This is a genomic window from Phenylobacterium kunshanense (assembly GCF_003254525.1).
GTDB lineage: Bacteria > Pseudomonadota > Alphaproteobacteria > Caulobacterales > Caulobacteraceae > Phenylobacterium > Phenylobacterium kunshanense.
Genome location: NZ_QFYS01000003.1, coordinates 86,188 through 112,702, shown reverse-complemented (window position 1 = coordinate 112,702; position 26,515 = coordinate 86,188). Strand labels below are relative to the sequence as shown.

At 69.7% G+C, this 26,515-nt stretch carries 25 protein-coding genes; 13 read left to right on the top strand and 12 right to left on the bottom strand.

Going from position 1 to position 26,515, the window contains the following annotated elements; genetic code table 11:
* Positions 1 to 92 precede the first annotated feature (92 nt).
* The 5 genes from DJ019_RS08615 to DJ019_RS08595 all read right to left on the bottom strand — a co-directional run bounded on the left by DJ019_RS08615 (position 93) and on the right by DJ019_RS08595 (position 6,534).
* Complete coding sequence (locus DJ019_RS08615) at positions 93 to 887, bottom strand: LOG family protein (protein ID WP_111275614.1); 795 nt, start codon at positions 885 to 887, stop codon at positions 93 to 95.
* Positions 888 to 914: 27 nt separating this feature from the next.
* Positions 915 to 1,919, bottom strand: a complete 1,005-nt coding sequence (locus tag DJ019_RS08610; RefSeq protein WP_111275613.1) for a glutathione S-transferase family protein — start codon at positions 1,917 to 1,919, stop codon at positions 915 to 917.
* Between the two features lie 62 nt (positions 1,920 to 1,981).
* A complete protein-coding gene (locus tag DJ019_RS08605) occupies positions 1,982 to 3,214 on the bottom strand; it encodes a hypothetical protein (protein WP_111275612.1) in 1,233 nt (410 codons plus the stop codon).
* 64 nt (positions 3,215 to 3,278) lie between these two features.
* Positions 3,279 to 4,322 (bottom strand): alpha/beta hydrolase family protein, encoded by a 1,044-nt coding sequence (locus DJ019_RS08600; protein WP_165843944.1) that lies wholly within the window; start codon positions 4,320 to 4,322, stop codon positions 3,279 to 3,281.
* A 4-nt stretch (positions 4,323 to 4,326) separates the two neighbouring features.
* On the bottom strand, positions 4,327 to 6,534 hold the full coding sequence (locus DJ019_RS08595) for a TonB-dependent receptor (RefSeq protein ID WP_165843943.1): 2,208 nt from the start codon (positions 6,532 to 6,534) through the stop codon (positions 4,327 to 4,329).
* 276 nt (positions 6,535 to 6,810) lie between these two features.
* On the opposite strand from DJ019_RS08595, the gene DJ019_RS08590 reads away from it, so the two are divergent.
* The gene (locus DJ019_RS08590) at positions 6,811 to 7,491 is read left to right on the top strand and encodes a hypothetical protein (RefSeq protein WP_111275609.1); all 681 of its coding nucleotides are present in this window, start codon (positions 6,811 to 6,813) and stop codon (positions 7,489 to 7,491) included.
* 3 nt (positions 7,492 to 7,494) lie between these two features.
* On the opposite strand, the gene DJ019_RS08585 is transcribed toward DJ019_RS08590, so the two are convergent.
* The 3 genes from DJ019_RS08585 to DJ019_RS08575 all read right to left on the bottom strand — a co-directional run bounded on the left by DJ019_RS08585 (position 7,495) and on the right by DJ019_RS08575 (position 10,312).
* Positions 7,495 to 7,977 carry a hypothetical protein gene (locus DJ019_RS08585; protein WP_111275608.1) on the bottom strand — a complete coding sequence of 161 codons (483 nt, stop codon included), beginning with the start codon at positions 7,975 to 7,977 and terminating at the stop codon, positions 7,495 to 7,497.
* 26 nt (positions 7,978 to 8,003) lie between these two features.
* Positions 8,004 to 8,675 carry a TetR/AcrR family transcriptional regulator gene (locus DJ019_RS08580; protein WP_111275607.1) on the bottom strand — a complete coding sequence of 224 codons (672 nt, stop codon included), beginning with the start codon at positions 8,673 to 8,675 and terminating at the stop codon, positions 8,004 to 8,006.
* Between the two features lie 89 nt (positions 8,676 to 8,764).
* Positions 8,765 to 10,312, bottom strand: a complete 1,548-nt coding sequence (locus tag DJ019_RS08575; protein ID WP_111275606.1) for a sulfatase-like hydrolase/transferase — start codon at positions 10,310 to 10,312, stop codon at positions 8,765 to 8,767.
* A gap of 86 nt (positions 10,313 to 10,398) precedes the next feature.
* Between DJ019_RS08575 and DJ019_RS08570 the strand changes: the two genes are divergently transcribed.
* The gene (locus DJ019_RS08570) at positions 10,399 to 11,307 is read left to right on the top strand and encodes a LysR family transcriptional regulator (protein WP_111275605.1); all 909 of its coding nucleotides are present in this window, start codon (positions 10,399 to 10,401) and stop codon (positions 11,305 to 11,307) included.
* A 30-nt stretch (positions 11,308 to 11,337) separates the two neighbouring features.
* Here DJ019_RS08570 and DJ019_RS08565 read toward each other — a convergent pair whose 3' ends face one another.
* Positions 11,338 to 12,270, bottom strand: coding sequence for an iron-containing redox enzyme family protein (locus tag DJ019_RS08565; protein WP_205854124.1), 933 nt, complete (start codon positions 12,268 to 12,270; stop codon positions 11,338 to 11,340).
* A gap of 182 nt (positions 12,271 to 12,452) precedes the next feature.
* Entirely contained in the window at positions 12,453 to 13,937 is a 1,485-nt protein-coding gene (locus DJ019_RS08560; protein WP_111275604.1) for a class I adenylate-forming enzyme family protein, read from the bottom strand.
* Positions 13,938 to 14,038: 101 nt separating this feature from the next.
* On the opposite strand from DJ019_RS08560, the gene DJ019_RS08555 reads away from it, so the two are divergent.
* The 7 genes from DJ019_RS08555 to DJ019_RS08525 all read left to right on the top strand — a co-directional run bounded on the left by DJ019_RS08555 (position 14,039) and on the right by DJ019_RS08525 (position 20,188).
* Positions 14,039 to 14,764, top strand: a complete 726-nt coding sequence (locus DJ019_RS08555) for an alpha/beta fold hydrolase (protein WP_111275603.1) — start codon at positions 14,039 to 14,041, stop codon at positions 14,762 to 14,764.
* Between the two features lie 89 nt (positions 14,765 to 14,853).
* A complete protein-coding gene (locus DJ019_RS08550; RefSeq protein WP_111275602.1) occupies positions 14,854 to 15,258 on the top strand; it encodes a sugar 3,4-ketoisomerase in 405 nt (134 codons plus the stop codon).
* Positions 15,255 to 16,346, top strand: coding sequence for a DegT/DnrJ/EryC1/StrS family aminotransferase (locus DJ019_RS08545; RefSeq protein WP_276309995.1), 1,092 nt, complete (start codon positions 15,255 to 15,257; stop codon positions 16,344 to 16,346). Before DJ019_RS08550 ends, DJ019_RS08545 begins: the two co-directional genes overlap by 4 nt.
* A 25-nt stretch (positions 16,347 to 16,371) precedes the next feature.
* Positions 16,372 to 17,691 (top strand): glycosyltransferase, encoded by a 1,320-nt coding sequence (locus tag DJ019_RS08540; protein ID WP_111275601.1) that lies wholly within the window; start codon positions 16,372 to 16,374, stop codon positions 17,689 to 17,691.
* Positions 17,692 to 17,776: 85 nt separating this feature from the next.
* Positions 17,777 to 18,850 carry an ATP-grasp domain-containing protein gene (locus DJ019_RS08535; RefSeq protein WP_111275600.1) on the top strand — a complete coding sequence of 358 codons (1,074 nt, stop codon included), beginning with the start codon at positions 17,777 to 17,779 and terminating at the stop codon, positions 18,848 to 18,850.
* The gene (locus DJ019_RS08530; protein WP_205854123.1) at positions 18,847 to 19,557 is read left to right on the top strand and encodes a class I SAM-dependent methyltransferase; all 711 of its coding nucleotides are present in this window, start codon (positions 18,847 to 18,849) and stop codon (positions 19,555 to 19,557) included. The genes DJ019_RS08535 and DJ019_RS08530 overlap by 4 nt, the downstream gene beginning before the upstream one ends.
* A 4-nt stretch (positions 19,558 to 19,561) precedes the next feature.
* Positions 19,562 to 20,188, top strand: a complete 627-nt coding sequence (locus tag DJ019_RS08525) for an HAD family hydrolase (protein WP_111275599.1) — start codon at positions 19,562 to 19,564, stop codon at positions 20,186 to 20,188.
* Here DJ019_RS08525 and DJ019_RS08520 read toward each other — a convergent pair.
* Positions 20,185 to 21,147: an alginate O-acetyltransferase AlgX-related protein gene (locus DJ019_RS08520; protein ID WP_111275598.1), complete on the bottom strand. Its 963-nt coding sequence runs from the start codon at positions 21,145 to 21,147 to the stop codon at positions 20,185 to 20,187. The two genes, DJ019_RS08525 and DJ019_RS08520, sit on opposite strands and share 4 nt — an antisense overlap.
* A 193-nt stretch (positions 21,148 to 21,340) precedes the next feature.
* Here DJ019_RS08520 and DJ019_RS08515 point away from each other — a divergent pair, with 193 nt between their 5' ends.
* Positions 21,341 to 21,646, top strand: a complete 306-nt coding sequence (locus tag DJ019_RS08515; RefSeq protein WP_111275597.1) for a MoaD/ThiS family protein — start codon at positions 21,341 to 21,343, stop codon at positions 21,644 to 21,646.
* A gap of 2 nt (positions 21,647 to 21,648) precedes the next feature.
* Positions 21,649 to 22,218, top strand: coding sequence for a molybdenum cofactor biosynthesis protein B (moaB, locus tag DJ019_RS08510; protein ID WP_111275596.1), 570 nt, complete (start codon positions 21,649 to 21,651; stop codon positions 22,216 to 22,218).
* 120 nt (positions 22,219 to 22,338) lie between these two features.
* On the opposite strand, the gene DJ019_RS08505 is transcribed toward moaB, so the two are convergent.
* Positions 22,339 to 22,869, bottom strand: a complete 531-nt coding sequence (locus tag DJ019_RS08505) for a hemerythrin domain-containing protein (protein ID WP_111275595.1) — start codon at positions 22,867 to 22,869, stop codon at positions 22,339 to 22,341.
* A 169-nt stretch (positions 22,870 to 23,038) separates the two neighbouring features.
* On the opposite strand from DJ019_RS08505, the gene DJ019_RS08500 reads away from it, so the two are divergent.
* Positions 23,039 to 25,240, top strand: coding sequence for an adenosylcobalamin-dependent ribonucleoside-diphosphate reductase (locus DJ019_RS08500; RefSeq protein WP_111275594.1), 2,202 nt, complete (start codon positions 23,039 to 23,041; stop codon positions 25,238 to 25,240).
* A 55-nt stretch (positions 25,241 to 25,295) separates the two neighbouring features.
* Positions 25,296 to 26,462, top strand: coding sequence for an NnrS family protein (locus tag DJ019_RS08495; RefSeq protein WP_111275593.1), 1,167 nt, complete (start codon positions 25,296 to 25,298; stop codon positions 26,460 to 26,462).
* Positions 26,463 to 26,515 lie beyond the last annotated feature (53 nt).

Below are 26,515 nucleotides of genomic sequence, written 5' to 3'. Positions count from 1 at the left end.
CTTCGCCAACACCTGGAAGCGAAGCAATGGACAGGATAACGCCGGCCAGCGCCTGTGCACGAACGATTTGCGACAGCCCCCCGCCGGAGGATTTACGGATCGCTCGGATCGGGGTCCCAGTCCGGCGCGCCATGCGGCTTCAAGCCGGCGTCCAGCAGGCATTGCCAGACCTGTTCGGCGGTTTCGGCGAAGCGGAAATACTCCAGGTCCGACCTCGCGATCATGCCGTGCTCGATCAGCGCTTCGAAGTTGATGATCGAGCGCCAGTAGGCCTCGTCGAACAGCACGATGGGTATCGGCGGCGACTTGTCGGTCTGGCGCAGGGTCAGCAGCTCGAACAGCTCGTCCAGCGTCCCGAAGCCACCCGGGAACACCACCAGCGCATAGGCTCGCATCGCCAGATGCATCTTGCGCATGGCGAAGTAGTGAAAGCGGAAGGTCAGCTCCGGCGTCGAATAGCTGTTGGGGAACTGCTCGTGCGGCAGGGTGATGTTGAGGCCGATCGACGGCGCGCCAACATCGAAGGCGCCGCGGTTGGCGGCCTCCATGATGCCTGGCCCGCCACCCGTGCAGATCACGTTGTGCCGCTCATGGCTGGCCGAGAGATAGGCTCCGCCCTCCTTCGAGGCGAGAGCGCCGAAGGCCCGCGCGGCCGCATACCACCGCGGATGCGGGTCGGGGCCATCCTCGCGGATGCGGGCGCTGCCGAACACCACGATGGTCGAGCGCACGCCCCAGGCGCGCAGAGCCTCGTCGGCCTTGGCGAACTCCAGCAGGAAGCGGACGCCCCGCATGGAGTGTCCGAGAATGAAGTCGTGATCGAGCGAGGCCAGCCGGTAGGTCGGTGACGCCAACTGGCGGGCGCTGGGATGGGATTGATCGTCCATCCCATCCTTGTAGGCCCGTTCGCGCCCCTACGTCAGCGGCGCCAGCGCACCCGCCGCATCCAGCATCGGCGTCAGGCGGGACCGGGCGTCGGCCGGCAACTCCGCAAACGCCTTCCGGAGATTTTCAAGGCACCGGGCCTGATACCTAAACGCGCCTTGCGTGTACGGCCGGCCCAGCAGGTTCACGGTGAAGGTCTCGGCGCCCGCCGCCACCGCCTTGGCGTTGGCCTCCAGGAACGGGAAGTAGACCTCGCCGGCGAAGGCCAGCAGGCGCTCGACCGCCGGGGCCAGCGGCTGGCCGGACGTGCGCCATTCCCCTTCGACGCCCGAAGCGTCGTCCAGGTGCATGAGCCACCGGACGGTAAAGGGGGCGATCTCGCGCATCAGGTCGTTCGGTGTGGGGTCGACGATGAGCTGCGAGAACTGGCCGTACCAGCCGAACTCCGCCAGCGAGGGCCGCGAGCCGAAGAAGTAGAACCGGTCCAGGACATGGTCTTCGAAGATGGCCGCAAGGGTGCGCGTGGTGTCTTCGATGATCGGGGCGTTCTCGGGCGTGCAGCCCACCAGAGCCATGCGTCCCACCTGACGATCCCGGAAGGCGTCGGCGAACCGCTTCACTCCCGCATAGCCGCCGCCCTGCGCGCGGTCGAAGGCCAGCCACTCGCTCATCCGCACCTGATCCCGCTCGCGGAACCAGCGGTAGTGGAACATCAGCTTGGTGCCCCACTCGTCGGCCATATCTTCCAGCAGGTAGGCCAGGAAGGCGTCACCGGCGTCGGGGGGCACGATGCTCCGCATGCCGGGATGGCGCGCCTCCAGCTCGTAGAGCATCGGGGTGGAGTCGTTGTGGTAGGTCCCGTCCGGGTACTGGATCACCGGGATCACCGGGACCTTCACGTTGGCTCGTTCGGCGTCGTGTTGCGGCGTGATCTGGATCCAGGTGTAGGGCAGCCGGCGATACCGCAGGATCGCCCGCATCTTCATCGAATAGGGCGACCCCAGGCCGCCCAAAATCCGGTAGTGCTCGGTCATCTGGCTTCCCCCGCTTTTCGTTGGGCCCGAGCCTAGCGCGGACGACGGGGTGAAGCCCAGCCTCAGCCCACCAGCGCCTTGGTGACAACCGCCTTGAAGGCCTCCGCCACCGGCGGGACCAGGGCCGGAGACACGCAGCGCAGGTCGTCGCTACGGGCGTGGTGGAACCGGTGGGCGCCGAAGATGCCCATGGCAGGGTCGTAACCGGCGCTCACGATGCTGGCGAGTTCACCGGCCACCTGCTTCGGATCGACCGGATAGGCCTGCTCCAGGCCCGGCTGGCCGGCGAAGGCGGTCCGGCAGGCCTGCACGAGCGGCGAACTGGCCAGCAGAAAGCGCTGCGGATCCGCGCTGGGCAGCGGCGCCAGGGACTGGCCGCGTTCGTGCCAGTCGCGCGCAGCGACGTTGGCGCCGAGATGGACCCACAGCGCCGTTTGAGCCGGCTTTGGGGCAAGGTGGGCGATGAAGTGCTCGCCGCCCGCATACTCGTATTCATGGCCGCTGGTCGCGACGACCGCCACATCGACCGGCAGCTTCGCCTTGGCCGCCCAGGCCACCAGCATGCGCCAGGCGGCGAGGCCCGACCCGCGCTCGCCGGCGCAGCCGAACCAGCCCGAGCGCGGGGTGGAGATCACCAGCCAACGGCCGGCGCCGCGATCGAGCCTCGCCGTCACGTTGAAGGCCGGGCGTCGGAACGACCGACCGGTCATCCGGAACGTCGCCATGGCGCCCCTGCCCGCGCCCTCCACGAAGGGTCGGGAGTCGCGCGGCGCCAGGACCGCGGCCGGCAGGTCGAACAGCGGCTTGTCCACCGGCGTATTGAGCGCGAGGGCCTCGCCCGTCGGACCCGTCGTGACAAGGATCGCCGCCTTGGCGCCGGCCTCAGCCGCCGCCCGGACGCGCCGCTCCACCTCGCCCTTGGCGGTGGACCAGCGCGCATGGGGCAGGACGATCAGCGCGAGGTCGCCCTCGCCGCGGCCCGGAACATACAGCCTGCCTGCAAGGCCGGCGGCCGGCGTCGGCTGGACGATCGCCTGCGGAATGAGCGTCGCGGCGGCGCCCTCCATCGAGAGCGTCGGCGCCTCGCCCTCATAGGCGGGAACGTCGAACGGTTGCCGGGCGCAGGCGTAGCCGAGGCCCTTCAACTCGCCCTCCAGCCACTCGCCGCAGGCGATGTCGCCCCGTCCGCCCGAGGCCTTGTCGCCGAAGGCCTGGTAGCGCTCGAGGATGGCCTGCGCCTCTGCCTCGGCGGACGCCGCCGGTGCGGCCACGGCGAGCGAGGGGCCCGCCGCCATGGCGGCGCCGAGCCCCAAGACGGTTCTGCGGGAGGCTGAAAGGTGTCGGGACATGGCTGGAACGCTACCGCAGGCCGTCCACCGGCGCGATGGGCGTCGGCGGGCCGCAACGGGGCGCCTTCACATAGGCGTCGCCGTCAGGATCGATGCGCGTAGGCAGGCTGCAGAGGGCCTGAAGCGCCGCCGGGTCGTTGCCGAGATAAGCCTTCCAGAAGCGGACGGTCTCGGCCTTGATGATCTCCATCTGCGCCGGATCGCCCGGCTTCAGTCGGCCCATCAGGGCGCGGCGCCCCCCGAAGACGCCATGGTCGGCGCCGTCCAGAACGACCAGGTACTGATCGGCGCCCTGGATCGCCTGATAAGGCGTCGTCCGCTCGAAGGCGTTCTTCTCAAGGTCGAACGGGGTTACGTCCTCCGTTCCGGTGAAGTGCAGCATCGGCGTCCTGACCCGGGCGAAGGCGAGCCTCGCATCGTCGCCCCGCGGCTTGTTCGGACTGTAGGCGATGGCCGCCTTGATGCGCGGCTCGGCGAACCCGGTGTAGTCCGGCATGGCCGGCAGGCGCTGACCCACAGCCGTCAGGGTCGACAGGGCGCCGTAGGAGTGGCCCGACATGCCGACGCGGCCGAGGTCGACCTTGTCCCTCAGCGTCGGGTCCCTCGCGATCTGATCCAGGGCGAACGGCACGTCGCCATAGCGGCCGCGGGCCGCGTCGCTGGTCATGCCGGCTCGCCCCGCGGCCACCACCGCCGCTTCGTCCACCGAGGGGCCGGCGCCCCGGAGCAGGCCGGTGTCCGAGCCGGCGTGCTGGAGCGCCACGACGACGAAGCCAGCCTCGGCCACCGCCTGGAGGATGTAGGTCGAGGCTTCGCGATTGCCGCCCAGGCCGTGCGAGTGGATCACCACCGGGAAAGGCCCCGGGCCGGTCGGCATGTAGAGCTTGTAGGGCGTGACCCGGCCGCCGCGGGCCGGGTCGGTCCACGCGCCGTAGCGCACCTCCACGCCCTGGGCGGCCGCAGCGGCCGGCTGCGCCAGAGCAGGCGCCGCGGTCGCCAGGAGAAGGAAGACGGCGAGCGCGACGAGGCGGTGCGATGCGGATCGACGGATCATGGGTTCACCAGGCGTAGCGGATCTGGGCGCCGTAGGTGCGCGGGATGTTCCAGCGCCGCGTGGTCGGCGCATCGAACACGATGTAGGACTCGTCGCCGACGTTGTTCGAGTAGACGGACAGCTCCAGTCCCCCCTTCCGCACGCCCGCGCGGACGTCCAGGAGCTGGTAGTCATAGAGCTCCGGCGTCTGGGCGATCTCCTGCACGCCTCCCCAGCGGCCGTTGCCCTTGAGGTTGAAGAAGCCGTCCCACTCGTCAGTGATCGGCCGCAGGTAGTTGAGCGAGAACGTGGCGGTCCAGTCGGGACGCTGCGGTCCCTTCTTGCCCTTGTCCGGGCCGGACTTGATTTCGCCGCCCTGGCGCGAACCGCCCAGGGTGACCCGCGCCGTGCCGCCCAGGAGTTCGGCCACCGCGTTCAGCTCGGCCTCAAAGCCCCACAGCTCGGCCTTGCCCGCGTTGAAGACGAAGGCCGTCGCCTGAACCGGGCACTGGGGCAGGCCCACGCGGCAGCCGTTGTCGGTCTGGACCAGGAGGTCGTCGACATCGGTCCTGTAGGCGGCAAGGCTCAGGAAGACCCGCGGGACGATGGCGCCCTTCAGCCCCACCTCGTACGAGGTCGCCTTCTCGTCGTTGAACGTCGGCGGGATGGGGGTCGGCTGGCGCGGATCGCCAAGGGCCAGGTTGAACCCGCCGGCGCGATAGGCTGCGCCGACCTTGCCGTAGGCGAGCCAGCCGTCGACCTTGTAGGAGGCCGTGACGTTGTACGAGAAGTCGTCTGTCTCGCGGCCGGTGTCGATATTGAACCCCGTACCCGTCGACCGCCCCGTGCCGAAGTCCAGGCGCGTGGAGATCAGATCCTTGTCGTCGCGGGTGTAGCGACCCTCCGCCGTGACGTTGAACGTCTCGGTGAAATCGTAACCGATGGAGCCGTAGGCGGCCCAGGACACGAAATCGAGACGGCTCACGCCCACCGTTCCGAACGACCGGCCGTTCGCCGCGGTCGGCGGGCCGGCCAGGGTGTTCTGGTACTTGTCGTTGAGGTCGTAGTACTCGAAGCCCGCCAGCCAGCTCAGGCCCCCGACCTTCTCGCCGACGATGTGGACGTCCTGGAAGAGGATGCGAGCGTAGTCGTTCTGCGAGCCGCCCAGATCGGGGCTGCCCTGCACGGCGCCGGGCGCGACCAGGCCGGCCGCGGCCGTCCGCGCCAGGAACTCGGCCGAAGTCGCGTCGCGGTCGTAGGCGTTCTGTGACCGCCGCTCCCGCAGCGAGGTGGTCGAGGTCAGGGCGGCGAATCCAAGGTCGTACTCAAGGACCAGCTCGGCGTAGTTCACCTGCTGCTTGGCCGACGACGGGTGGTTCCACTCGACGCGATACTTGTCCTGGAAGACGCCCCGCGGATAGGTCGCGTTCGTGCCCGCCGGGATCATGAGCTGGTACATCAGGCCGGGAAGCTGGTCGCGCCCATGCTCCAGCAGGAGATTGGCGCTGAACGGCCCGTTCTCGTAGCGGACCTGGGCGCGATAGACCTCGCTCTCCTGACGATCGAAATACTCGTCGCGGATCGGGTTGTAGTAGAAGCCCTCGCTCTGCTTCATCAGGTTGGCGCCCAGGCGGATCGCCCAGTTCTCGTTGATCGGCTGGTTGACCACCAGCTGGCCTTCAAAGCGCTTGTTGTTGGCGGCCTCGACGAGCGCGAAGCCCTCCTGACGCTGGCTCGGACGCGCCGACACCACATTGACCGCCCCGCCCACGGCGTTGCGCCCGTTCAGCGCGCCCTGCACGCCCCGCAGCACCTCGATCCGGCCAACGTCGAAGAAGTCGGGCTTGGAGAAGGTGCGCCCGCCCACATAGCCGCCGCCGATGTAGACGCCGTTCCGGTAGAGGCCCACCGCCGCGTCGGCCGCCGTCGCGCGGCTGGTGCCCGAACCCCGGATCGACACTTCCGACGTCACTGGGTTCGAGGTGTTGGCGAAGTTCACCGCCGGTACGTTCGACAGCAGCGCCTGGGTGTTGGCGATGCCGCCCATGGCCTGGATCTGCTCTGCGCCCAGCGCCGTGCCGGCGGCGGGAATCTCGCGGAGGCTCTCCTCGCGCTTGCGGGCGGTGACCAGCACCTCTTCCAGTTCGGGCGCCGCCTGTGCGGCGGCGGGGCCGGCGATGGCGCAGCACAGCGCCGCCAGCGATACGTCTCTCAAGGTCCTGCGCGCGTTCATGATCCCCCTCGCGGTCATTCGCCAATCCATGGGCGCCGCTTAATTCCTATTTTGCCGATCGACTAATTAGGATTCTGCGGCGTCGTGTTCAGAAATGCTGAAGGCCGCCGACAAGGCGTCCCCTCTCCCGTCCCGCCTCTTGCATGCCGTTACTGGGCGGTAACAGTGATGGCCAAGCTACCGCAGGGCGAGCGGTGTTCGCCAATGCCCCGGGGGACTGGAGCCATAGCGCGCTGTCCCCTTGACGCCCGACGGAGGCGGCCGGAGCGTGGACGAATGAACACTGTCGACCGCCGGCGCTGGCTTTCCGGGGCCGCCGCGTCCCTGCTGCTGCCCGCGGCCGCGCGCGCCAGGGGGACGCCCATGTACGACTACCTGTTCCTGGACCTGGACGCAGTCCCTGCGGGACCGGCGCTGACAGCGCGGCTCAAGGCTGAGGCCGCCGCCATCGCGGCGGGAGGCGGCGAGGTGCTGGGCGCGTTCACATCCCAACTCGGCTGGCATGCCCGCCAGGCGGCGATCCTGCTGCGCTGGTCAGGCGCGACCAGTGCGCGGGAGTCCGTGGTCGCCGCGCTCGGCGGGCAGCGTGACCGCCTGACGCCGACCGCCCGCCCCGGCGCCAGCGATCGTCCTCGCCCCGGCGGGATCTACGTCCACCGCTGGTTCGTCATCGACACGCCGGCGCTGGACGAATTCGTCGCCCTCTCGACCGAGGGCTGGAAGGATTTCGAGGCGCGTTTCGACACCAACATCTTCGGCCTGTTCACGGCCGCACAGACCGAGGCCGATCTGAAGGCGGGACAGACCCGACTGCTGCTGCTGACGCGGTATGGCGATCACGGGGTCTGGGAGACCTCGCGCGATCCCTCGACCGCCGCGATGGCCGCGTTCATGCGCCGCCAGAAGCTGACCCGCGACACCTGGGCCGCCAGCACCCTGCTGGCGCCCCCGCCCTGAACGTCAGGGCGCGAAGCTCGACCGCCCCTGGATGCCCCACCGGCCGTCCTGGCGGGTCACGATGTAGATGGAATCGAAGCCGCCGATGACGCTGCCGTCCTTGCGGTAGCGGGCGAAGCGCGTGTCGATGTGCACCTTGTCGGCCCCGGCATGGATCACGTCCCGCCGCTGCCAGGCCGAATGGTCCCAGTCGCTCAGCGCGCCCGTCGTGAACATCTCGGGCTTGTGGAAGCCAGGATTGATCACCGTGACCTTGCCCGACGCAAAACGCACGTGCGGGAAGTTGAAGGTCGCCTCATAGGCGGCGATGTCCCGCGCGTTGAACGCCGTCATGAAGGCGTCGAGGCACGCCTGGGCGGCGGCGATCTCAGCGGCGTACTTCGCATGCTCCGGCTTGACCGCCGGCGCGGCGACGGACTGCCCGAGGGCGGGCCCCGCGGCCATGGCGGCCCCGGCGGCGATGAGGGTCTGACGGCGGCTGACCATGGGTTTCCTTCCTTCGTTGTCCTCGCTCACGGCAGCAGGCCTTCGGTGTCGAAGGGCCATTCCTGTTCGGGCGAGTCGAGATTGAGCAGTTCGGCGGCGTTGTGCCGCCAGGCGCGGATCATCTGGCCGCACCAGCGGACGAAGAGCTCGTCCCTGGCCGGATCACCCTTCTCCACCCAGTAGGCCAGGGCGTCGTTGCAGAACGAGATCATGGGCTCCAGGGAGAGCTCCAGCAGGGGGGGACGTTCGGCCTCCGGGGGCGGCTTGTCGGGGTACCAGAGCAGCGAGCGCAGGCGCATACCCGTCCGCCGGCGCAACTGCGCATGCGATGCGCGATAGGCCGGGTGCTGATCGCCGTGGCGGACCAGCAGGATGAAGCCGTCCTCGAACGAGCGCGCGGCCGCCAGGGCCCCTCGCATTCCGCCGCCATAGCCGCGCCAGGGCCGGGCGTCCTGGGCCTTCATCCGCCGGATCGCCTCGGCGAAGATCGCCAGGATCAGGGCGTCCTTCGAGGGGAACCGCCGGTAGAGCACCACCTTGGTCACGCCGGCCGCGGCGGCGACCTGCTCCATCGTGGCGCCAGCCAGGCCGTGCTCGCGGAACACGCCGGCGGCGACGCGCATGAACGCCTCGCGCCGCTCGGCCTCGCGGGCGCTGGGGACTTGCTCATCGTTCGCGGCGGCCAGGGCCTTGGGCATCGGACATCCGGGGTCTGGAGAGGCGGAACCCTCGCACGGCGGCGCGCCGGCGGCCACGCCATCGCCGGATAGCCGCCGGCTATGCGGGGTCAGTCGTAGATCTTGAGGAGCTGGCCATCCTGACGCTTCACCGACTGACGCATGCTGGTCCACTGCGGCGGGACGTTGGCCTTGTCCCACTGTTCGATGCGGACCTTCAGGGACTGCACGATGCCGGGATTGGCGGCGGCCACATTGGTCGTCTCCTGGGGATCCTTCGACAGGTCGTAGAGCATCACATGCTGGCCGAGCGGCGAGACCGTAGCATGGGTTCCGTCGGGCGTGATCGTGGCGGCGCTGGAAGCGGCTTCCGACGGGTCGGCCTTGTTGGCGATCCACATCTTCCAGGGGCCGCCGCGGATGGCGAAGTTGGGCCCGGCGCGCCAGTAGAGGTTCGGATTGGGCGTGCGCTGATTGCCCCCGGCCAGGTAGGGCATCAGGTCCACGCCGTCGCCGCCCTTCGGCAGCTTCGCGCCGGCCAGCGCCGCGGCCGTCGGCGCGATGTCCAGGCTGGAGACGAGACGCCCGTCGACGCGTCCCGCCGGGATGCGGCCAGGCCAGGCGACGATGAACGGCACCCGCACGCCGCCCTCCAGGTGCGTCCCCTTGTGGCCGGAGAGCGGCGCGTTCGAGCAGGCGCCGCCGACATAGGCCGCGCAGCCGTTGTCGGAGAGGAAGACGATGAGGGTGTTGTTCTCCAGGCCCTCGGCCCTCAGCTTGGCGCGGATCGCGCCCACGCTGTCGTCCAGCGACGAGACCATGGCGGCATAGACGCGCTGGCCCTTGTCCGGGATGTGGCTGTAGCGGTCGACGTACTTCTTGGTCGCCTGCAACGGCGTATGTGGCGCGGTGTGGGCCACGTAGAGAAAGAAGGGGCGGTCCTTGTTGGCGCCGATGAACCGCACCGCCTCGTCGGTGAAGGCGTCGGTCAGGTACTCCTTCACCTGCACCACCTGCCGGCCCCGACGCACCGGCGCACGCTCGCGGACATAGGCCATCCGGTCCTGTTCGGTGGCGGTGGGCGGCAGCGGGTCGTTGACCGTCGTCCGGTACGAGCCCTCCGACCCGCGCGGCGTATGCATCTCGTCGCCCGGCTGAGCGTCGACGATGAAGGCCGTGGCGCCGGCGGTGACGCCGAAGAATTCGTCGAAGCCGCGGTCCAGAGGCTGGTAGCCGGCCGCCTCGCCCAGGTGCCACTTGCCCACCATGCCGGTCCGGTAGCCCGCGCTCTTCATGACATCGCCGATGAAGGTCTCCGTCCGGGCGACGCCGCCCGTCCGATCGCGGCCGACGGGATTGAACTCCCAGCCGAACCGCTGCTGGTAGCGGCCGGTCAGAATCGCGGCCCGCGAGGGCGCGCAGACCGGATGGGTCACGTAGCCCTGGGTGAAGCGCACGCCGTCCGCGGCGAGGGCGTCGATGTTCGGCGTCTTCACGATCGTGCTGCCGTAAACGCCCGTGTCGCCATAGCCCAGGTCGTCGGCGAGGATGACGATGACGTTCGGGCGCCGCGTCGGCACGCGGTCGGCGCCCACGGAACTCAGCGGCGTCAGGGCCAGGCCGACGAGGACGGCGGCCGTCAGGATCTTGCGCTTCATCTCGCCTCCCCGGTTTCGGGCGACCCTAGCCGCAACGGGCGCGGCGATCTGCACAATCCGGATTCGCGATGCTATAGCCTGGGGGCATGGAGCTTCGGCATCTCGAACAGATCCTGGAAATCTGCCGCGCGGGCGGCTTCTCCGGCGCGGCGCGCAAGCTGCAGATCTCGCAGCCGACGCTGTCGAAGAGCATCGCGCGGCTGGAAGACCAGCTCTCGCTGAAGCTGTTCGAGCGCAGCAATGGCGCCGCCCGGCCGACCGCCTATGGAACCTTCGTCGCCCAGCGGGCCGAGACGCTCCTGCAGGGTGTCGCCGCCCTCACCCGCGACCTGGAGCAGCTGGCCCGCGGCGAGGAGGGGCGCGTGCGGATCGCGGTCGGACCCGCATCCCGCCTGAAGCCGCTGCCGGAGTTGATGCGACGCGTCGCGGCGCGCTTTCCGAGGCTGCACGTGGAGACCCTCCAGGAGACCGGGCCGGGGGTGATGACCGCGCTCCAGGAGGGCCGTGTCGACATGGCCTTCGGCTACGCCGAGCACGCCGCCCGCTATGGCGACCTGATCCGCAAGAAACTGTTCGAGGACCAGATCATCGCCGTCGCGCGTCCGGGCCATCCGGCCCTGGAGTTGCGTGACGCCGGGCCGCGGGAGCTGCTGCAGCATGCCATCGCCCTCCCCAACGTGGTCCCCGGCGTCGCCCGTTGGGCCGGCGATCTGACCCGGGAGGAGGCGGACAACCTCCGCGCCTTCGTGAGCGACGACTACGGCCTGATCGTCCAGCGGGCGCTTGAGACGGATACCGTGGCGCTGGGCGCCTCGTTCATTTTCGCCGAGCATCTGGCCGCCGGCCGGCTCGTCCAGGTCTCCACGACCCTCGACGTGCCCTACGACTGCTGGATGCTCACCACGGCCGAGCGATGGCGGTCGCCGCTCATCAAGGCCATGGCGGAGCTTTCCAAGGCCGCTGTCACCGAACGCGCCGCCTGCGCCGCGGCCTGATAGCCCCCAGCTATGGCGCCGGAGGGACGCCTACTCGGCGGCGTAGGCCATGGCCCCGGCGCGACACCACAGGTGCGAGCGATAGGCCTCGAAGCACTGCTCGCCGCACATCAGCCGCATGACGGCGCCCTCGGCGATGTGGCGGGCGCAGGCCGGATCGGCCTCCACGAGCGGCACGAGCGCCTCGGCGTTCCAGGCCCGGGAATGCTCGATGTCGAGCTGGGCGTGGAGGACGAAATACTTGCGCGCCTCGGTGGGGCAGCCCAGGCGTTTCAGCCCGTCGGCGACCAGCCCCACGCGCGTGGGGGCGGTCAGTTCCACCACGCCCAGGGCGCCGATCGACTGGTAGACATAGCGCCGCGTGGTGGCGAGCGCGGTCATGGTGTTGGCCAGGCACAGCGACTGCCAGAGCGTGCCGTCGATCGTCGGCTTGAGGTCGAGAGCGATGACCGCGCGGTCCAGCATCGGCCCGTGCATCCCGCCCATGTTCCCGCGGCCCATCTCGTCCCAGTAGTTCCGGGCCAGCTCCAGCTTCGGCCGCGCGGGGAGCTTGACCTGGGTGTAGGCCACGAGATCGTCGAAGCCGGCCTCGCCCGCGGCTTCCTGGGTCAGGAACCACTTCAGGTCGTCCAGGCTCGCATCGGCCGCCAGCCACGGGAACAGCGGGTCCCATTGGCCGGGACCACTGTCCTTCAGCCCTTCGAACCACGCCACGAATGCCGCCGGGTCGCCGGGAACCTCGGCCACGAGCGGCGCCACACGGGCGCGGAACGCCTCGATGAACGCGCCCTCCAGCCGCAGCATGCGGAAATCGGCATTGAGGTCGCCCAGCCAGTCGCCACCGGGGGTTTGCACGGCCAGCCGCCGGTGGTTCCAGTGCGCAAGCGCGCGGTGGAAGGCCTCGGGGTCTCGGCTTCCGGCGGCGATGGGCGTCAGGCTGGCCAGGGTCTCGTCGGTGCGCACGTCTGTCTCCTCGTCGAGGCGGCAGAGCGTTCGGGACGGGGCATTGGTTCCTAAGGCCGAGCCTGCCCCCTAGAGCCTTTCCCGTTCAAACGGAATCGTTTGAACGGGATGAAAAGGCTCTAAATCAAAGGTTTGAGCGCGTTCTGACCGCAAAACCGGTTCCCACTTTTGCGGAACGCGCTCTAGCCGAGTTCAGCCTTGAGGACGCGACGGAGAAGCTTGCCCGTATCGTTGTAGGGAAGCTCCTCGCGGAAGACCCAGGTCTCGGGCGTCTTGGTGGACCGCAGCTTCGCCCTGACCCAGTCGGCCAGCTCGGCTTCCGGCGGCGCGGCGCCGCGCGGCACCACGACCGCCGCGACCCGCTCGCCCCACTGCTCGTCTGGTGCGCCGACCACAGCCACGTCGGCCACCGCCGGATGGGTGCGGAGCACGTCCTCGATCTCGCCGGGAGAGATGTTCTCGCCCCCGCGCACGATCACATCGTCGAGGCGGCCTTCCAGGAAAAGGTAGCCCTCCGCGTCGATCCAGCCGGAGTCCTTGGTGGCGAACCAGCCGTCGTCGTCGGTGACCTTCCGACCCAGGTACTCGCCCGAGACCTGCTCGCCACGAACGTAGACCTCGCCGGCCTCGCCGGGCCCCAGCACCTCGCCCGCCGGACCACGGATCTGGATCTCGACGCTGGGCAGCGGCCGCCCCACCGATCCCAGGCGCGCCTGCACCTGCGGATCATCCATGGTGATCGCCAGCCGGTGGTCGTCAGGTCCCAGCACCGAGATTGTCGAGCTGGTCTCGGTCAGGCCGTAGGCGTTGACGAAGTCCACATGCGGCAGCAGGTCGAGCGCGCGCCGGATCACCGTCACCGGCATCCGCCCGCCGCCATAGGACAGGGCCCGTAGCGCCGGCAGCCGCTCGCCCGTGGCCTCCAGCACGTCCAGCACCCGGCCCAGCATCGTCGGGACCAGCATGGCGTGGGTGATCTCCTCCGCCGCCGCGGCCTCGACCCAGGCTTCGGGCGTGAAGGCCTCCAGGTGCACGATCCGCCGGCCGCCATAGATGCCGGTGAGCACCGCCGAGACGCCGGCGATGTGATAGGGCGGCACGCTGACCAGCGCCGCCTCGCCCTCCTCCGCGCCCATGAACTCCACGGTCGAGATCACATAGGAGGCGAGGTTGGCGTGGCGGAGCACCGCCGCCTTCGGCTCCCCCGTCGTGCCGCTCGTGAAGAGCAGCACCGCCACGTCGGGATCGAGCGGATCGTGGGCGGCGTCGCGCAGGGCGGGATCGCGGCAGGCGGCCTCGAAAGCGCTGCGAGCGACCAGCGCCACCCCGTCCACGCCCTCGACGCGCCCCAGCATGTCGTCGTCGACGACGGCCACGGACGGCGCCGTTCGGGCCAGCAGGCGCCGCAGGTCCGCATCCGGCAGGCGGTAGTTCAGCGGCGCGAACGGCCGCGCCAGCAGGCCGGCGGCGAACACGGCCGTCGGCAGCGCCGGCCCGTTCAGGCCCAGGAATACGATGCTGCCGTCGCCCTGCGCGGCCAGGAACGCCGCGCCGGCCCGCGCCCGCGCCGACAGTTCCTCGAAGGTGATCCCCTCGGCCCGCGGGCCCAGCGCCAGGCGATCGGGAAAGGCGCCGGCGGCCATCTCAAGCAAGAGTGCGGTGTGCATTGTGTTCTTATGTGACCTCCCAGGGTCGCGGACCATACTCAGGTTTCAGACCTGTGTCGGCCCCTCTCGCGCCCCGTCGCGGGCTGGGATAACAGCGCGGCATGAGCGAGCGGTTCGAGGTGCAGACGTCGCTGGGGCCGGTGTGGCTTCTGGGCCGAGACACCGGCCGGCCGATCCTGCTCGTGATCACCGGGGCCTTCGCCGCCGCCGACCTGTTCTGGCGGATGCAGGACCACTTCCCGGACGCCGACGTCCTGCGGGTCCATCTCCCCGGGAACCACTGCCCCGAGCTGGCGGAAACCTCGATCCGAGCGTTCGCCGCCGCCGTGGATGAGGCCCTGGCCTTGCGCTGGCCTGACCGTCCGGCGATGGCGGTCGGCCTGTCGGTCGGCGGCCTTGTCGCCCTGGGCCTTCGAAACCCGCTCGTTCGGCGGCTGGTCGTCGTCGAGCCGGTGCTGCTGACCGAGGGCGTCTGGCCGCTCGAGCTCTTCAGGACCCAGGCGCCGGCGGGCGCCCAGACTTTCGTCCGCAACATGTTCGGCATAGGGCCGGACGCGACCGAGGCGGTGGACCACGCGTGGGTGCTAGATGGCCTCATGGTTCCTGCGCTCGTGCTCATTGGCGACGATCCGCTCGGCGCGCCGCGCAGTTTCGAGCGCATGCCGACCCTGGTGAGCGCCCAGGCGATCGCGCGGCTGTCCGAGCATCCCCTGGTCGAGATCGAGCGAGTCCCCGGCGCGGGCCACAACATCCCGCGAGACGCCGGCGCGCAGCTTCACCGCGCGATCGTCCGGTCCTGGCAGGCAGCGTTTCCCGACGGTTCGTAGGCGTCGGCCACCGCGGCCTTGTCACCCTGGCGACGCATCGGCCATACAGCCTGACCACACCTGCAACGCCCTGCAGCCACCGGTAGGTCATGACCGAATCCCTCGCGAAATTCATCGACCTGCCCGTGGTCCACGATCTGCGCGGAAACCTCTGCGTCGCCGAATCCAACCGGGACGTGCCGTTCGCGATCGAGCGGGTCTACTACCTCTACGACGTGCCCAGCCAGTCGGCCCGCGCCGGGCACGCCCACCGGGCGCTCCATCAGATCCTGATCGCCGTTTCGGGCAGTTTCGATGTCCGCCTGCACGATGGCCGGACCGAGGAGCGGGTGACGCTGAACCGACCCAATCGCGGCCTGCATATCGGCCCGATGTTCTGGCGCGACATCGACAACTTCTCGTCCGGCTCCGTCTGTCTCGTGCTCGCCTCCGCCCACTACGACGAAGCGGACTACATCCGCGACTTCGACGACTTCCTGGCCAGCGTCTCGTGAAATTCTTCGACCTCGGCCTCGGCGAGCCGAAGCGGCGGGCCGAGCTGGAAGCCGCCTTCCGGCGGGTGCTCGACAGCGGCTGGATGATCCTCGGTCCCGAGCTCGAAGCGTTCGAATCCGAGTTCGCCGCCTATTGCGGCGTGCCTCACGCCATCGGCGTCGGCAACGGCCTCGACGCCCTCACCCTCGCCCTGCGCGCGGCGGGCGTGGGACCGGGCGACGAGGTGATCGTCCCGGCGCATACGTTCGCGGCGACCTGGATGGCCGTCGACGCGGTCGGCGCGCGCCCCGTGGCCATCGAGTGCGACCCGGCCACCTTTACCGTCGACGCTGCGTCGGTGGGCGCCGCGATCACGCCGCGGACCAAGGCGGTGATCCCGGTCTCCCTCTACGGGCACCCGGTCGACATGGCGCCGATCATGTCGCTGGCCGAGCGCCACGGCCTGTTCGTGCTGGAAGATGCGGCCCAGAGCCATGGCGCCCTGGACCACGGCCGGCGGACGGGCAGCCTGGCGCACGCGACCGCGTTCAGCTTCTATCCGACCAAGAACCTGGGCGCCCTCGGCGACGCCGGCGCCGTGACGACCGCGGACCCGGCGTTGGCGGAGCGTCTCCGGATGCTGCGGAATTATGGATCGCGGGAGAAATACGTTCACGAAGAACCCGGCGTGAACTCCAGACTCGACGAACTCCAGGCCGCGTTCCTGCGGGTCGGCCTGGCGGGTCTTGACGCCGCCACCGAGGCGCGGCGGGAACGGGCCGATCGCTATCGCCGTGGCCTCGAGGGCGTCCCGTCGGTCCGGGTTCCGGGCGAGGCCGAGTGGGCGCGTCACGTCTACCACCTGTACGTGGTCCGCGCGGCCGAACGCGACGACCTCCAGGCCCGGCTCCAGGCCGCGGGCGTTCCCACGCTCATCCACTACCCGAACCCCTGCCACCTCCAGCCGGCGTTCGCGCGTCATGGCTACCGGGCCGGCCAACTGCCCGTAGCCGAGCGCCTGGCCCAAGAAGTCCTGTCTCTTCCCCTGTGGCCCACGATGCCGCTGACCGATATCGACAGGGTCATCGAAGCGGTTCGCAGCGCCTGAGTCGCCGCGACCAAGGGAGAGCTTCTTGCATCTCGACCATCAGACGCCCGAGATCGAGCAGGCCCTGGCCCGCGCCCGCACGCCGGAGCAGCTCGAGGAGGCCCTGCTGCAGATCAGCCGCATGGTGCCAAGCCTCATGGCGCCCGAGGTCCGGGGACACAGGCTGTTCTGCTCAGGTCTCGACAAGGCGGTCTCGGAACTGCCGCGGCGCCTGGGCCTGCACGAGACGCCGCTGACGAAGGGGCAGGACAACGTCGTCATCCTCGCCACCCAGCTCTTCGCGACCGGCGGACACAGCAAAGTCGCGACGGATATCACCCAGATACTTGGCGCCGAGAAGGTGACCATCATCTGCACCGACATCTACAGAAAGATGCGGTACAAGTTCCTGATCAATCACATCAACCCGACGGCGTATCCACTCAAGCGGCGCGCCGACGTGATCCTCAGCGCGCCCACGCTCGTGGAGAAGGTCGTCGAGCTCTACTGCATCCTGTCGGCGATCCGGCCAAGCCGGATCTTCCTGATGAACAACCACATGGACGCGGTCGCCGTGGCCGGCGCCTGGCCGTTCCGGAACGTCGTCGACTATGTGCACCACGCCAACTTCATGCCGGCCATCGGATCGAGCCTGAAGTTCTCGGCGCATGCGGACCTGACCTATCCCTGCCACCTCGCCTGCCGCGACGCCGGGCTGGACCCTGTCTATGCGGCGATGATGGCCAATGCCGAATCCGTCGCCCCCGCCGCCATTGCGGCGGCGGACAAGACCCGGCTGCGGATCGCCACCTGCGGCAGCCAGCACAAGTACCGTCATCCGGCCCGCCATCGGTGGGCGGACTTCGTGGTCGCGGCGCTGTCGGCCGCCGACGCCGAGATCGTGCACATCGGCGCGTACGACGACGACTTCGCGGCCGAGATGGTCGAGGCGCTGACCGCGGCCGGCCTGAACCCCGACCGCTATCGCTTCGTCGGCCGATGCGACAACCTCATGGTCGAACTGGCTCGCCAGCAGGCGGACATCTATCTCGCCAGCTATCCGGAGGGCGGAGGACGCGCCGCCGTCGAGGCGGTCGCGGCCGGACTGCCGCTGATCATCCCCGAGGAGACCGGACATGGGCCCCTGATGGCGGATCACTGGCCCCTGCCGCAGGCGCAGGCGGTCACGACGCCCGAGGAACTGGCGGCGGCCATCCGGGACCGCGATCGGCTCATCGCGGCCGCCAAGGATCCGGCCAACATCGCCAGAGTTCGCGACCTGATGGGCCGGTTCACGAGCTATGTCTCAGGGGTTCCCATACCCGCTGTGGATCCCGACGTCCGCTTCGCGGAGTTCGGCGCCTGAACTCGCCACCTGCTCCTCGAATCGTCTTCATCCTGGCGTATGGGCGGATTAAGAAGCGCGTTCCGCGCGGAACCGGTTCGAATTGATGGCGACGATCTACGTAGGCGGCGCCGGAGGCGCGCCCGCAAACAACTTCATCAGTTCCCTGCGCGCGAGCGACCGCGGCTACGACGTCATCGGCGGATGCTCGAGCCCCACCGACCTGTTCCTGGCCGACGTGTCGCGGGGCCACCTGCTGCCCGGCGCCCGGGCCCCGGGCTATGCCGAGCGCCTGCTCAAGATCCTGCGCGATGAGCGCCCGGACTTCCTGCACGTGCAGCACGACTACGAGGTCCTCGCCATCTCGGAGCTTCGGGACGAGATCCATGCCCTGGGCGTGAAGACCTTTCTCCCGGCGCCGCAGACCGTCCGCGACTGCGTGGACAAGTTCGCGTCCTACGCCATCTGGGAGAAGGCGGGGGTGCCGGTTCCGCGGACAATCCGCGTCGATGACGAGTCCGACCTGGTCAGCGCCTTCGCCGAACTCGGTCCCAGCCTCTGGCTCCGGGCCACGACCGGAGGCGGCGGCCGCGGCGCCGTGCCGACCGACGACATCGATTTCGCGCGGATGTGGATCAGCCGGTTCGACGGCTGGGGCGCGTTCACGGCCGCCGAGCAGCTGACGGCGGACACGGTGACCTGGTCATCGCTCTGGCTGGACGGGGACCTCGTGGTGGCGCAGACCCGTCGTCGGCGAAGCTGGAGCTTCGGGGACCGGACGCTCTCGGGCGTCACCGGCGTCACGGCCGTCGGCGAGACCGACGCCGATCCGAGGGTGGACGAGACCGCCCTCGCGGCCATCCGCGCGATCGACCCCCGTCCGAACGGCATCTTCAGCGTGGACATGACGCTCGATCGGGACGGCTTGCCGCGACCGACCGAAATCAACATCGCGCGCTTCTTCACGACCATCGGCTTCTTCACCGCCGCCGGCCTGAACATGCCCGAGATCTACTGCGAGCTCGGACTGCAGGGCCGCTCGATCTGGACCGGCGCGACGATCAATCCGCTGCCGAAGGGGCTGGTCTGGATCCGCGGCATGGACGTGCCGCCGCAGCTCCACCGGCGAGAGGAACTCGACGAGCTGGTGCGCACAGGAATGCTCAGGAGGGCGCCATGACCACGGAAACCGCGCGCGTGGAACAGTCCGCGACCTGGTACACGACGAAGCAGCTCGACTTCGACCGGCGGCTTGTGGGCTTCCGCTTCCGCGCGATGCTGCCGCACGTCACGGCTCGCCACGTCCTGGAGTTGGGCAGCGGCGACGGGGTCATGACCGCCATGCTCGCGGACCACTTCGAGCATGTGACGGTCGTCGAGGGCTCGCGCCATCTGCTCGACGCGATCCCGGATCGGCCGAACCTGACCAAGGTGCACAGCCTGTTCGAGGAGTTCCAGCCGGGACGCCCGTTCGACGCGATCATCATGGAGCACGTGCTCGAACACGTGGAGGATCCCGTCGGAATCCTGCGCCTCGCGACGCCCTGGCTGGCGCCCGAGGGCGTGATCGTCGTCGGCGTCCCCAATGCGCACTCGTTCCACCGGCTCGCCGCGGTCAAGATGGGCCTGCTGCCGGACGTCCATGCGCTGAACGAACGCGATCACGAGGTGGGCCACCGTCGGGTCTACGACTGGGACAGTCTACGCGCCGACGTCGAGGCCGCGGGTCTGGAGATCGCCTGCATGGAGGGCGTGTTCTTCAAGCCACTCTCCAATGGCCAGATCGACCAGCATTGGTCCGAGGAAATGATCGAAGGCTTCTTCGAACTCGGAAAGGATTTTCCGAGGAACGCGGCGGAGATCACCGCCATCTGCCGCCGACCCTGACGCCTTGGCTGGCGGTCGCGTCATCGTCGATCTGGACGGCACGCTGCTCGATACGCGCCGGCGCCACCACGCCGTCTACTCCGAGGCCGTCGGCGCTCTTGGGCAGGCGCCCCTGCCCCTGCGCGACCTCTGGCGCGCCAAGCGGCGGGGCGTTGGCTGGGACCTCCTGCTGGGCGATCCACGCCAGCTCGGCGCGTTTTTCGAAGTTTGGAAGCGGCGCATCGAGGCGCCCGACATGCTGGCCCTGGACCAGCTTCACCCGGGGGCCGCGCGAGCGCTTCGGCGCCTTCGTGATCATGGCGTGCAGGCCGTGCTGCTGACGGCCCGACGCGACCCGGCCGCGCTGGAGGATCAACTGCGCGACCTCGGCGTTCGCGACAGCCTTTCAGAGGTCGTCGCCGTGGGATCCGGATCAAAGGCGCCGCCCCCTGGTCCGCCGATCCTCCGCTGGATCGGTGACACCGAAGCCGACATCGAGGGCGCCCGCGCCGCCGGCGTTCCCGTGACGGCGGTGACCAACGGCATCCGCACGCCCGGCCTGTTGGCGAAGGCGCATCCTGACGATCTCGCGCCGTCGTTCAGCGCGGCGGTGACGCGGATGCTGTCGCCCCCGGGACCTGGCCCAACCTAACTCTCGGCCACTGTCGCCAGGAACCGCTCGGCGCTCTCCCAGACGACGACCTGCGCTTCGCGGGCCTGCACCTGAGCCCAGTCGATGGACTTGGACCAGACCATGATCACCTCAGCGAAAAGCTCGCCGAGCGCGAAGGCGACGCCCATGTCGTGGGCGTAGCTGTCGCCGAAGATCATGACCCGCCGCGGATCGGGGGCGTCGGGGTTCCGCAGGCCGAAGCTGGCGCCGGTGTTGCGCCCCGGCTCAGGTCCGGCGGACGCGAAGAATGGCGCCTCGCGGGCCTCGAGCAGACCGACGGCTTCTTCCGGAGCGGGATCGAAGAGGTGAACGGTCAGGTCGTGGGCGACGTCACGGACCCGGTACGAGAACCGGATGTCATCCCAGTCGACCTGGAGACCCAGGCGCTCGGCCAGCGCCTCCATCGCAAGGCAGCAGCCCGTCGCTGTCCAATGGGAGTTGTGGCGGAAGAAGACGGCGAGGTCGTGCTTTCGCGCGATGAGGGCATCGGCCGCGTACAGGAGGTTCACCTCCGGGCCCAACCGAGGGATCAACTGCATCAGCGGCCGCTCCGCCCCGCTCACGTCCCCGGCCGGCCATCGCATCTCGGGCAGCACGGCCTGCTTCTCGGGGATCACGAGGTTCCACAGAGTGACGCCCAGGGCCGCGGCGATGGTGGCGCGGGCGCCCAGGACCCGGGTCCAGCTCTCGAACCAAGCGTCCGGAATCTTCAGGTCGCCGCGAAACTGCTGCTCCCAGCGGCTCGCGCCGTCGGCGACGAACAGGCGCCCGTCCTGACCGGTGATCGTCACCTTGTTCGGCGACACGACGCCAGGCCTCAGCCGGCTCACCACATGGCCGGCGCTTTCCGCGTCCAGGGCCAGGTCCTCGGCGAAGATCTCTCGCGCCGTGAGGCGTCTGGCGTCCCGACGGGACGGCGCGAGGGGCTCGTCGCTCACTGGTCGAGGGTCCGGATTTCGAAGCTGATGAAGCGGGCGTAGACGCGTCCGTTCAAGGTTCCGCTCCCAGGGGTTCAGTGTCCCGGTATCCGGCGCCCAGGCCCACGCCGCAAGGGCGGTCGCCTCACCGAGATCACCGGCGCGCTTGATCTCGGACAATCCAAAACGGAGGGGCGTGGGTTAGAGCCTCGGCATGTCCATCGCACCTGTCCTTGCGGGCGACCCGCCTTCGGCGTCGTCCGTCGCTTCCGTCCGCGTGCTGTTCTTCGGGAAGGTGTCCGATCGCCTCGGCCGCGAGCTGACCCTTGGGATTCCGGCCGCCGGCTGCCCGCTGTCGAGGCTCCGCGCCGAACTCTGCGCCCGCCTTCCCGGAGCCGCCGAAGCCCTGGCCGAGCCCGGCGTTCGCGCCGCGGTGGCCCAGCAGATGGTCGTGGGCGACACGGCCTGGGTCCGGCCCGGCGACGAGGTCGCCTTCTTCTCCCCGTTTTCAGGAGGCTGATCATGCAGATCGCCACGACCGACCGGCCCGCCTCGAAGGCCCGGATCGACCCCAACCTGCCCTTCTACCCTTTGCGCATAGCCGTGCTGACCGTGTCGGACACGCGGACGATGGAGACGGATACGTCCGGCGGACTGCTGGCCGATCGCGTGGCGGCCGCGGGGCATGAGTTGGCCGGCCGCGCGATCGTGACCGACGATGTCGAGGCGATCCAGGCCCAGGTGAAGGCCTGGGCGGACAATCCGGCCGTCGACGTGATCGTCGCCACCGGCGGCACGGGATTCGCCCCCCGCGATGTGACGCCCGAGGCGGTGCGACCTCTGTTGCGGCGGGAGATGGATGGCTTCGCGGTCGTTTTCCACCAGGCCAGCTACGGGACGGTCGGCGTCTCGACGCTGCAGTCGCGCGCCCTGGCCGGCCAGATCGGCGACACCTTCGTCTTCTGCGTGCCCGGCTCCACCGGCGCCTGCCGCGACGCCTGGGATCTCGTCCTGGCCGAAGAGTTCGACAGCCGATTCAAGCCCTGTTCCCTCGTCGGCCAAATACCCCGCTACCGCGGCGTCTGCTCCTGACGGCCCGCGCTCTGCCGATGAAGTGACGCCGGCGGCGGGCTTGCGGCCTGCCGCCGGCGTGGCGTCCGGTGTCTCACCGAGCGCGCCGAGACTTCCCCTCCGGCGCGGCTCCCGGGCGCCTTAGTCGAGGAAGTGCTGGAACAGCACTTCGTTCTCGAGCCGCATATGTTCGGTCAGGTCCACGTCCAGCTTGCGGCAGGCCCGGACAAGCGCCTGCCAGGTGTGGCACGCGCCCGGCGGCGCCGCGTGGTCGTGGGTCAGGGCCCTGAGCCGGGCCAGTTGATCCTCCACGTCACGGTGCTCGGCCATCATCCGCCCGATCGGCATACCGATCATCGGCGAGCCGCCGCGCAGCATCATCGGGAACAGGACCAGTTCCTCGCGCTGCTGATGGCCTTCGAGGTCGTCCGCCATGAAAGCCAGGTGATCCGCCAGGCCCCGTGGGCATTCCGCCTCGGCCGCGTGCACAGCCTCGACCTTCCTCGCGAGGCGGATCGCTTCGGGAAATTCCCGCCGATGGGTCTCGTGAAATCGGGTGAGGATGAGCTCTATCAGGCCGGGCACGTCCAGGGACCGGTCGTTGGCCGCCGCCAGCGACAAGGCCTCCGGGTGGCATGGCGCTGCGTGCGCCACGTGGACGTCTTCGAGCATGGCAAATCTCCTTTGCGGCAAGCCTAGGAGACGCGCGTCGGCCCTGCATTGAAGCCGGGCGGGACCGACCTTGATCTTCGACAAGGCGCTGCGCGGCCGCTCCTGCGACCTCTGGCAGGCGAGGAATCGGTCAGCGTTACGCCCCCGATTTCTTCAAGGAGTGACGGCCATGGCGTTCGACAACCCGCTGGCGAGCGAGATCTGGTCCAGCAAGTATCGGTTCCGGACCGACGACGACGCCGGCGACGCGACGATCGAGGCCACCTGGGACCGCGTGGCGACCGCCCTCGCCGAGGCCGAGGCGCCGGAGCGCCGCGCCGAGATGCGGGCGCGGTTCATGGACGCTCTGCGCGACTTCCGCTTCCTGCCCGCCGGCCGGATCCTCGCCGGGGCGGGTACGGCGCGCCGGGTCACGCTGTTCAACTGCTTCGTCATGGGGCGCATCCCCGACGACCTGGGCGGCATCTTCGAGCACGTGCGCGAGGCGGCCGTCACGCTCCAGCAGGGCGGCGGCGTGGGCATGGATTTCTCGTCCATCCGACCGGCCGGCGCGGCGGTCAGAGGTGTCGCCGCCGACGCCTCGGGCCCGCTGAGCTTCATGGACGTCTGGGACTCCATGTGCCGCACCATCCTGTCGGCGGGCCAGCGGCGCGGGGCGATGATGGGATGCCTGCGCATCGATCATCCGGACATCGAGGCGTTCATCGACGCCAAGCGCGAACCGGGCCGGCTCCGGAACTTCAACCTCTCGGTCCTGGTCACCGACGCCTTCATGGCGGCGCTGGAGGCCGGGGCCGACTGGCCGCTGGTGTTCGAGGGCCAGGTCTTCCGCACCGTTCCCGCGGCCGACCTCTGGGGGCGGCTCATGCAGGCGACCTACGACGCGGCCGAGCCGGGCGTGATCTTCATCGACCGCGTCAATGCGAGGAACAACCTCGGCTATTGCGAGACCATCCTGGCCAGCAATCCCTGCGGCGAGCAGATGCTGCCGGCCTACGGCGCCTGCCTGCTGGGCTCCATCAACCTGGCGCGCCTCGTCCCCGAGCCCTTCCAGCGCGACGCCCGGCTGGACGAGGCCGAACTGGCCAAGCTGACGCACACCGCCGTGCGGATGCTGGACAATGTCATCGACCTCTCGCGCTATCCGCTGGAAGCGCAGGAGGCGGAGGCCAAGAGCAAGCGGCGGATCGGCCTGGGGGTCACGGGCCTTGCCGACGCCCTGGTCTTCTGCGGCGTGCCGTACGGCAGCGATCGCGCCGTCGAACTGACCGGACAGTGGCTGTCCGTCATCCAGCGGGAGGCCTATCGCGCCTCGGCCGAGCTGGCCGCCGAGAGGGGTCCGTTCCCGCTCTATGACCCCGCGATCCTCGACCGCCCCAACCTGCTGGCGCTGGACGACGACACGCGGGCGCTGGTGGCGCGCCACGGCCTGCGCAACGGCTGCCTGACCTCCATCGCGCCCACGGGGACGACCTCGCTGCTGGCCGGCAACGTCTCCTCCGGCGTCGAGCCGGTGTTCGCCTACGCCTACACCCGCAAGGTCCGCCAGCCCGATGGCTCCACCCACGAGGAGCCGGTCGAAGACTACGCTCTCGCCGTCTGGAAGCGCCTGCACGGAGAGACGCCGCCGCCGGCCGACGTCTTCGTCAGCGCCCAGACCCTGACACCCGCCGAGCACGTGCGCATGCAGGCCGCCGCCCAGGCCCATGTGGACAGCTCGATCTCCAAGACCATCAACTGCCCGGAGGACATCCCGTTCGAGGCGTTCCAGAACGTCTACCGCGACGGCTATGCCCAGGGCTGCAAGGGCCTGACCACCTACCGACCCAACCCGATCACCGGCTCGGTGCTGTCGGTCGGCCCCTCGCCCGAACCCGAGCCTAAGCTCCTACCCCGTCCAGAGGCCCTGGAGGGCGCCACCTACAAGATCGCGTGGCCCGAGAGCGCCCACGCCGTCTACGTGACCCTCAACGACCTGAACGAGGGGGGCGTGCGGCGGCCGTTCGAGATCTTCATCAACTCCAAGAACATGGAGCACTACGCCTGGACGGTCGGGCTGACCCGGATGATCTCGGCGGTGTTCCGCCGCGGCGGCGACGTGAGCTTCGTGGCCGAGGAGCTGAAGGCGGTGTTCGACCCGCGCGGCGGGGCCTGGCTGGGCGGCCGCTACTTGCCCTCGCTGCTGGCCGCGATCGGCGGCGTCATCGAGCGGCACCTCGGCGCGAGCCCGGCGCCCACGGAACCCGCGGCGCAGGCGCTGCCCACCCGCCCGTTCGCCGGCGTCGCCTGCCCCCGCTGCGGCGGCTTCGACCTGCAGCGAAAGGAAGGCTGCGACACCTGCCTCTCCTGCGGATACTCGAAATGCGGCTAGCCCCTGGTTGATGGCCATCAAGCGACGCGCGACCAAGGTGGCGTAGAAGGCGGGCATGCCTACCGCAGCCGCCCGCCGCGCCTATCAGGGACCGGCCCTGTTCAGCTTCGGCTTCCGGCCGTTCTTCCTGTTCGGCGCCGTCTGGAGCGCGCTCGTGGTCCCGCTCTGGGTCTGGAGCTACCTCGGGAGCGGCGCCCTCGATCGCGATTGGCACGTCCACGAGATGCTGTTCGGCTTCCTGGCGGCGGTCGTGGCCGGCTTCCTCACCACCGCCATCCCGAACTGGACCGGCCGGATGCCGGTGATCGGCGCGCCGCTGGGGGGCCTCGTCGGCCTCTGGGTGGCCGGCCGCCTGGCCATGCTGTTCGAGACCACGCTGGGACTGGCCGCCGCGGCCATCGACTCCCTATTCCTGGTCGCCTTCGCCACGGTTGTCTGGCGCGAGGTGCTCGCCGGGCGGAACTGGCGAAACCTGCCTGTCTGCGGCCTGGTGACCATGCTCGCCGCCGGCAACATCGCCTTCCACCTTGACCCCGCCCTGGCCTATTCGGGCGTCGGCGAGCGGCTGGCCCTCGGGGCGATGATCGTGCTGATCGCGCTCATCGGCGGGCGCATCACGCCCAGCTTCACCCGCAACTGGATGCGCCAGCGCCGCCTGACGCCTGAGCCCGCGGTCGCCTCGCGCCTCGACAATACAGTGCTCGCCATCACCGCCCTCGCCGCCCTCGCCTGGGTGGCCGGACCGCAGGAGCCGCTGACCGGGATCGTGCTGGGCACGGCGGGCTGCGCCAACGTCATCCGCCTTGCGCGCTGGCGCGGCTGGGCGGCCGCGTCCGAACCGCTCGTGTGGATCCTGCACCTGGGGTACGCCTGGCTCGCCACAGGCCTGCTGCTCCTGGGCGCCACGCGCCTCGATCCCACCATCCCCGCCACCGCCGGCGTGCATGCCCTGACGGCGGGCGCCGTGGGCGTCATGACCCTGGCCGTGATGACCCGCGCCAGCCGCGGCCATACGGGCCGCCCGCTCGCCGCCGACAGCGCCACCCTGGCGATCTATGTCGCCGTCAACCTCGCCGCCGCCATCCGCACGGCCGCGCCACTCTGGCCCCAGGCGCAGCCGGCCCTGCTGATGCTCTCGGCGGGCCTGTGGGTCATGGCGTTCGGAGGCTACGCCGTGGCCTACGGCCGCATGCTGCTGCTGCCCCGGCCGGCCGCCGCTTGACGTCCATCAAGCGCCCCCAGGGGCGGCGTCATGGCGCGGAGGCGAGCCGATCC